8 protein-coding genes and 1 pseudogene are annotated in these 6,879 nt (G+C 68.1%); 3 read left to right on the top strand and 6 right to left on the bottom strand.

Going from position 1 to position 6,879, the window contains the following annotated elements; genetic code table 11:
* A pseudogene (locus RJ03_RS27800) lies at window positions 1–180 on the top strand (tRNA pseudouridine(55) synthase TruB); the annotation flags it as partial.
* A gap of 8 nt (window positions 181–188) precedes the next feature.
* Here RJ03_RS27800 and RJ03_RS27795 read toward each other — a convergent pair.
* The 3 genes from RJ03_RS27795 to RJ03_RS27785 are packed head-to-tail and all read right to left on the bottom strand — an operon-like array spanning window position 189 to window position 2,342.
* A complete protein-coding gene (locus RJ03_RS27795) occupies window positions 189–860 on the bottom strand; it encodes a GntR family transcriptional regulator (protein WP_036507809.1) in 672 nt (223 codons plus the stop codon).
* Window positions 847–1,593 (bottom strand): maleate cis-trans isomerase family protein, encoded by a 747-nt coding sequence (locus tag RJ03_RS27790; RefSeq protein ID WP_036507819.1) that lies wholly within the window; start codon window positions 1,591–1,593, stop codon window positions 847–849. Before RJ03_RS27790 ends, RJ03_RS27795 begins: the two co-directional genes overlap by 14 nt.
* An 8-nt stretch (window positions 1,594–1,601) precedes the next feature.
* A complete protein-coding gene (locus RJ03_RS27785; RefSeq protein ID WP_036507807.1) occupies window positions 1,602–2,342 on the bottom strand; it encodes a maleate cis-trans isomerase family protein in 741 nt (246 codons plus the stop codon).
* 85 nt (window positions 2,343–2,427) lie between these two features.
* Between RJ03_RS27785 and RJ03_RS27780 the strand changes: the two genes are divergently transcribed.
* Both RJ03_RS27780 and RJ03_RS27775 read left to right on the top strand, forming a co-directional pair.
* The gene (locus RJ03_RS27780) at window positions 2,428–3,393 is read left to right on the top strand and encodes a D-2-hydroxyacid dehydrogenase (RefSeq protein WP_036507803.1); all 966 of its coding nucleotides are present in this window, start codon (window positions 2,428–2,430) and stop codon (window positions 3,391–3,393) included.
* Between the two features lie 11 nt (window positions 3,394–3,404).
* The gene (locus tag RJ03_RS27775) at window positions 3,405–4,796 is read left to right on the top strand and encodes an amidase (protein ID WP_232329628.1); all 1,392 of its coding nucleotides are present in this window, start codon (window positions 3,405–3,407) and stop codon (window positions 4,794–4,796) included.
* On the opposite strand, the gene RJ03_RS27770 is transcribed toward RJ03_RS27775, so the two are convergent.
* From RJ03_RS27770 to RJ03_RS27760, 3 genes are all read right to left on the bottom strand, one after another.
* Window positions 4,793–5,158, bottom strand: coding sequence for a hypothetical protein (locus tag RJ03_RS27770; protein ID WP_157163506.1), 366 nt, complete (start codon window positions 5,156–5,158; stop codon window positions 4,793–4,795). The genes RJ03_RS27775 and RJ03_RS27770 overlap by 4 nt on opposite strands.
* A 307-nt stretch (window positions 5,159–5,465) precedes the next feature.
* The gene (locus RJ03_RS27765; RefSeq protein ID WP_036507798.1) at window positions 5,466–5,981 is read right to left on the bottom strand and encodes a DUF3830 family protein; all 516 of its coding nucleotides are present in this window, start codon (window positions 5,979–5,981) and stop codon (window positions 5,466–5,468) included.
* A gap of 36 nt (window positions 5,982–6,017) precedes the next feature.
* The coding region (locus RJ03_RS27760; RefSeq protein WP_036507796.1) for an aspartate aminotransferase family protein at window positions 6,018–6,879 on the bottom strand (862 nt) is incomplete at its 5' end.

Here is a 6,879-nt window from a genome sequence, read left to right as displayed (position 1 = left end):
CGGGAGATCGACGCCGCCCAAGCCGAATCGCTGCGCGACGGTCGCTGGCTGGACCCGGTCGGCGTGCGCGGCGTGCACGCGGCCACGACCGCCGACGGCCGGACCATCGCCCTGCTGGAGGAGAAGGGGAAGCGCTCCTCACCGGTCTTCGTGGTGCGCCCGCGCGGGCTCATCGACTGAGACGGCGGCTACTCCTCGCCGCCGGCCTGCTCCCGGAGTCGTTCGACGGCATCGCGCATATGCCCGGCCAGCAATTCGCGAACGTGGTCCGCCGGGCCGGCGGCGATCGCCTCGCGCAGGGCGATGTGTTCACGGACCTGCTCGCCGAGGTCGGTGTAGGTGGTCTGCAACGCGCCCAGGCACATTCGCGTCTCGATCAGGAGGGTCCGTGCCGCGCGCACCAGCCGCGGACTGTCGGCGCTGGTCACCAGGGCCTGGTGGAAGGCGTGGTCGGACTCGGTGACGCCGGTGGCATCACCTCGCGCGGCGCAGGCCTGCATGTCGGCGACACTGGTTTCCAGTGCCGCGTAGGCGATCTCGCGGCGGCCGTCCAGAATCAGATCCAGCGCGCCGCCCTCGATCGCGGTGCGGGCCCGGTAGATGTCCACGACGTCGTCGAGACTCAGTTCGATGACGAAGATGCCGCGGTGGCGCACGCTGTGCAGCAGCCCCTCCGAGACCAGCCGCTGCATGGCCTCGCGCACCGGACCGCGGGAGACGTCGAACTGCGTGGCCAGATCGGCCTCGACCAGCTGGGTACCGGGGGCGACCGTGCCGTGCATGATCGCCGTGCGCAGCCGGTCGGCGATCATTTCCGCCGTGGACTGCCGATTCACGGGTTCGAACTCAATCACCGACATGAATCGGCCTTTCCGAGAAGAGCGTCCCGAGCCCCGGTCCGGACGGCGGCGACACGGCGGGCAGTTCCGCCAGTCGCAACCCCTGCCAGACGGTGACCTGGTTCGCGGTGAGTACCGGCTTGCCGAGCGCTGATTCCAGCTCCGGAAGCAGTTGTATCGTATGCATCGCGGTATCGGGAACGAGCAACGCCTCGGCGTCGGGATGATCGTTCGCCGCTGCCAGCGTCAGGACCTGCTCCGGGGTGAGAGTGCCCACTTCGGCGGCGGTGTCGATTCCGGCGCTCGACATCGAGACCACCCGGATATCCGCCGCGGCGAGGAAGTTCACGAACAGGGCGGCCACCTCGTCCGGATAGCTGGCGCAGACCGCCACGTCGCGGACACCGATCGCGCGCACCGCGTCCACGAACGCGAAACTGGTACTCGACGCGGGAACTCCGCAGTCGCGGGCGAGCCGGTCCACCTGATCGCGCGCCCCCTGCGGGCCGTAGACGAAACTGCCCGACGTGCAGGCCCACACCACCGCCCGCGGTTCGAAGGGCGCGAGCAGTCGCGCACCCTCGGACAACTTCTCCGGGCTGCCGAGGTCGAGCAGCTCCGGCACCGCGTGCAGATCGGTGCCGTAGATGTGCGCGACCCGCAGATCCGCGCCGAGTTGTGCCGCGGCCCAGGGGTATTCGTCCTCGGCGGCGTGGTCGGGGTAGATGAAGCCGACGGTCGGTAGCCGTTGCACAGCGCCTCCTAGAAAACGTTCTGCAGCCATTTGCCGGGACCCATCATCGGCAGTTTCATCCGTCCCAGGCAGGCCCACATGGTCAGTTGGTTGGCGGTCAGGACCGGCTTGCCGAGAAGTTGTTCCAGCGGCTCGACCAGGTCGTAGGTGGGGAGGTTGGTGCAGCTGACGAAGATGGCCTGGGCGGCGGGATCGTCGGCGGCCATGATGCGTTCGGCGATGGTGCGGTAGCCGACCTTCCAGATGCCGCCGCCCAGTCCGAGATGGTCCGACCGCAGCACCTCGCAGCCGGCCTCGTGCAGGTACTCGTGCAGTTTCCCGGTGAGGATGTCGTCGTAGGGCGTGATGACCGACAGCCGGGACAATTCCAATTTGCGCACCGCTTCGATCAGCGCGCCGGAGGTGGTGATCGCGTCCCGGGCGCCGGCCCGGCAGATGGTGTCGCGCAGCGACCGTTCGTAGGCCAGCCCTTTGATGAAGCTGCCCGAGGTGCACAGATAGGCGATGACCTCGGGCTCGACGTGCAGGACGTTGCGGGTGGCGGCGGTGAGATGTGCTGCGTCGGAAACCAATTCGGCCATTTCGAGGGAGACCGGCACCGGTTCGTAGGGCGTGCGCGCGAGATGCAGGCTCACCTCGAGTGGCGCCCACCGCCACAGTTCGCGCTCCAGCGCCAGGTCGAACGGCGCGATGATCCCGATACCTCGTTGCGCGACAGGTCCGTCCAACTCGGGAAAATTCAGTTCCACGAGGGCCCCTCTCGCGTTCGGGCGACGAACCTCCGCACACAATCGGATTGTTGACAAGCATACGATGGGTTTTTAGCCTGTCAATATGAACGCGGGCCCAGTTGTCACCGTCCTGCACGACGGCGTCGAGCCCGACGCGGCATATCTGCGTCCGGTGTCGCAGCAGGCCAGCGTTCGCTTCGCCGACGGTGCGGAACTCGCGGACGCGTTGCCCGGCGCGGAGGCGTTGTTCGTCTACGACTTCCAGAGCACCGCCCTGCCCGGCGCCTGGCCTCACGCCGACCGGTTGCGCTGGGTTCATGTCGGAGCCACCGGCGTCGATGCCGTGATGTTCGACGAGCTGATCGACAGCGATGTGCTGGTGACCAACACCCGCGGGCTGTTCGATCAGCCCATCGCGGAATATGTGCTGGCACAGATCCTCGCCTTCGCCAAGGATCTGCCCGAATCGCTGCGTCTGCAGCAGCGCCACCAATGGCACCATCGCGAATCCGAGCGTGTCGCCGGAGCCGCGGCGCTGGTGGTCGGCACCGGCTCCATCGGGCGCGCCATCGCCCGCCTGCTGCGGGCCGCGGGTATGCGGGTCCGCGGGCTGGGCCGCACCGCCCGCACCGACGATCCCGACTTCGGTACCGTCGCAACCGATCTGCACGCCGAACTACCCGGCGCCGATTACGTGATCTGCGTGGCGCCGCTGACGCCGCAGACCCGGCATCTGTTCGACGCGAACGCGTTCGCGGCGATGAAACCGCATGCGCGTCTCATCAACGTGGGCCGGGGGGAATCGGTCGTCACCGACGATCTGGTCGCCGCGCTGCGCGGTGGCGCGCTCGCCGGTGCGGCGCTGGACGTGGTCGATCCGGAACCGCTGCCGGCCGGTCATCCGCTGTGGGATCTGCCGAATGTGGTTGTCACCCCGCACAACAGCGGCGACTTCATCGGCTGGCGGTCGGAGATCGTCGCCGCGTTCACCGACAACTTCCAGCGCTGGATCACCGGTCAGCCCCTACAGAATGTGGTCGACAAGAAGCTGGGTTACGTGCCCAGCTGAAGGGAGTCACGATGGCCCACCCCGGAACCGGGACCGACCCCGCGGCGATGACCGCGGCCGAGTTGGCCTCCGCCTATTCGGCCGGGGCGTTGTCTCCCGTCGAGGCCACGCAGGCGGCGCTGGACGCGATCGCCGCGCGCGACGACGCCCTCAACGCCTACTGCCTGGTCGATTCCGAGCGAGCGTTGATCCAGGCCAAGGAATCCGAGGCCCGCTGGCACAACGGACATGCGCAGGGACTGCTCGACGGCGTGCCGATCTCGATCAAGGACGTCTTCCTCACCCAGGGGTGGCCCACCCTGCGCGGCTCGACCTCCATCCGGCCGGACGCGCCGTGGCCGGTCGACAGCCCCGCGACCGCGCGGCTGCGCGAGGACGGACTGGTCTTCCTGGGCAAGACCACCACGCCGGAGCTCGCCTGGAAGGCGACCACCGACAGCGCGCTCACCGGCATCACCCGCAATCCGGTGGATCCCGCTATGACGTCCGGCGGTTCCTCCGGCGGTTCGGCGGTGGCGGTCGCGGCCGGGATGGGGCCGGTATCGATCGGCACCGACGGCGGCGGCAGTGTGCGGATCCCCGCGTCGTTCTGCGGTGTCGTGGGTTTCAAGCCCACACACGGGCGCATCCCGCTGTATCCGGCCAGTCCGTTCGGACCGCTGGCACATGCCGGGCCCATCGCCCGAACGGTGGAGGATGTGGCGCTGTTGATGGACATCCTGTCCCTGCCCGATCCGCGGGATCCGACCGCGGGCGCACCACCGCTGACGACCTTCCGGGGTGAGCTCCAGCGTGAGGTGCGCGGAGCGACGGTCGGCTATTCGGCGAATCTCGGCTTCGCCCAGGTGGATCCGGAGGTCGCGGCGGTCGTCGGGGCCGCCGTGCGGAAGCTGGACGAGGCCGGCTTGCGGGTGGTGGAGGCGGATCCGGGCTTCGCCGATCCGCGCGAGGCGTTCGAACAGATGTGGGCGGCCGGCGCGGCGACCCTGCTGTCGACCTTCCCGCCGGGTTCGCGCGACCGCGTCGATCCCGGACTGGGGGCCATGTGGGATCGCGGTCTGGCGCTCGGCGCGGTCGACTATCTGAACGCCCGCGCGGTGGCCGCCGAGATCGGAATCGCCATGGGCGCCTTCCATACCGTCTACGACGTGCTGATCACACCGACGATGCCGATCACCGCCTTCGAGGCCGGATACGATGTGCCGCCGGGAAGTTCGATGGACAGCTGGCCGCAGTGGACGCCGTTCACCTATCCGTTCAACCTCACCCAGCAACCGGCGATCAGCATTCCGGCGGGCACGACCGCCGCGGGGATGCCGGTGGGATTGCAGATCGTCGGCCCGCGCCACTCCGACGATTTCGTCCTGGCCCTGGCCCGCTTCGCCGAACTGGTTTTGGGCTAGTCGGTGGTAGACCGAGACACGGTCCGGAAACCCGTGTCACCGATCACGATCACGCCGGGACCGTCCAACCGTTCTGCCTCGTAAATAGCCTCATCGAGATGGGTCGACATCAGAAGCATCCATGCCTCCCACGAAGTTCCCGCCCCCAACGGTCCACCGGATTCCGCTGACAAGCGGGTGTAGTAATCGCGCAACTCCCCGTCGGTCACCCTGAATACCAAGGCAGGGTCGACCGGCACCTCGCGGACCGCCGTGATGCGCAATCGCCCCGCCTCATCCCGGTCGACCCGATACCCGGCTTCCGCACCGGCACGAATCACCGACTCCACGAGTTCGTCGTCGCTCGGTTCAGACCTGTCCACGGCATGCTCCTCCAGGAAAAGCGGTGACCACTTGCCCGTTCTCGGCCACGATGACGGTGGGCTGGACCGTCTTCACGATCGCTCCAGTGACATGGTTGACCAGATAGATTTGGCCGGTGTGACAGTACTTGCCGGAGCATGCACGAATCTTCAACTTGCGTCCCCCTCCATCGCGCACCGATCGGTGCCGATCCATGTAGCCACCGCCCCCTGCGGTGACTCCACGGATCAGAGTAGGACTGTCGACGAGATCCGCCGATCGAATTTCCGACCGGCCACGATTCGGTTGCCGGCATGGTGGTGCGGATCAGATGTCTTTGTCTGTGCTGAGAGACCGTGTGAAGGACAGGGTTTCGCCCTCGACGCCGCGTAGCCACAGCGCGTTGCATGCCGCGGCCAGTTCGGGCAGGCCCTCTTCGATGGTCGCGAAGACGTTGCCGGGTACCCAGCCCATATCGCCGTTGATCAGCAGGTTGTTGCGGTCGTAGAACAGGGCCAGGTCGGTGGCGCCCTGTTCGGCGTGCGCGGCCGAACCGGGTTCGTAGCCGTAGGCCGGATTGCCGATCTCCCACGGTTCGAAATCGAACAGGCAGACGTCGCCGGGAATCGGTGTGACCGTGGGGTTTTCGCGATGCGGGGCCGCCGTGATGCGCGGCACCAGGGTGTACACCTCGTTGCGCGCGTATTTGGCGTGGAACGCGTCGCCCTCCTGGGGCAGCGCGTCCCAGACCGCCGCGCAGGTGCGGGGCGCCTGGTCGTCCAGTAGTCGCGCCCGGCAGCGCACGCCGGCCTTGGTGAGGGTGATGGTGAGGTATCGGGCCATCGGGATCTCCTGTTCCGATCGGATGCCGGTGCGGCGCTACAGCTCGTCGAGGACTCCGTTCCAGAGCGCCAGTGCCTCGTCGACCTGTTCGGCGGTCACGATCAGCGGCGGGATCATCCGCACCACATTGCTGTAGGCGCCGCAGGTCAGCAGGAGCAGGCCACGCTGCGCCGCCAGCTGCTGCGCGGCCGCAGCCGTCGCGGTGTCGGGTTCGCCTGTGGCCGTGGTGAATTCGCTTCCGACGAGCAGTCCCAGGCCGCGTACGTCGCCGATCGCCTTGGTGGCGGCCGCCCGCGTTCCGGCCAGCAGTTGCGTGCCGCGGGCGGCGGCGTTGTCCACCAATCCTTCCGATTCGATGACGTCGATCGTGGCGACCGCGGCCGCGCACGCCACGGCATTGCCGCCGTAGGTGCCGCCCTGGGACCCGGGCCAGGCCTGGGCCATCAGTTCCTGCGGCGCGGCGATTCCGGACAACGGGAATCCGCTCGCCAATCCCTTGGCGATGGTGATGACATCGGCCCGCACGTCGAAATGCTGATGTCCGAAGAACTTTCCGGTGCGTCCGAAACCGGTCTGGATCTCGTCGAAGATCAGCAGGATGCCGTGCCGGTCGGCGCGTTCGCGCAGGCCCTGGAAGAACCGGGTGTTGCCCGGGATGTAGCCGCCCTCGCCGAGCACCGGCTCGACGACGAACGCCGCCGTTTCGGCGGGCGCGGTGAGCGTGGCCAGGATGTAGTCGAGTTCGCGCAGCGCGAAGTCGGTGGCTTCCTCCTCCGACCAGCCGTAGCGGTAGGCGGTGGGGAACGGGGCCACGTGGACGCCGCCCATGAGCGGGCTGAAGCCGGCCGAGAACCGGGTTCCGGAGGTGGTCATGGTCGCGGCGGCGACCGTGCGGCCG

The sequence above is a fragment of the Nocardia aobensis NBRC 100429 genome, from assembly GCF_000308375.1.
Classification (GTDB): domain Bacteria; phylum Actinomycetota; class Actinomycetes; order Mycobacteriales; family Mycobacteriaceae; genus Nocardia; species Nocardia aobensis.
The sequence above is the reverse complement of the archived record's forward strand: the minus strand, read 5'-3'. Positions and strand labels throughout refer to the sequence as shown.

Bases quoted from the DNA above. Each gene is read 5' to 3' on its own strand.
- RJ03_RS27795 (WP_036507809.1), bottom strand. From the start codon at position 860: ATGTCGGTGATTGAGTTCGAACCCGTGAATCGGCAGTCCACGGCGGAA.
- RJ03_RS27780 (WP_036507803.1), top strand. From the start codon at position 2,428: ATGAACGCGGGCCCAGTTGTCACCGTCCTGCACGACGGCGTCGAGCCC.
- RJ03_RS27775 (WP_232329628.1), top strand. From the start codon at position 3,405: ATGGCCCACCCCGGAACCGGGACCGACCCCGCGGCGATGACCGCGGCC.
- RJ03_RS27765 (WP_036507798.1), bottom strand. From the start codon at position 5,981: ATGGCCCGATACCTCACCATCACCCTCACCAAGGCCGGCGTGCGCTGC.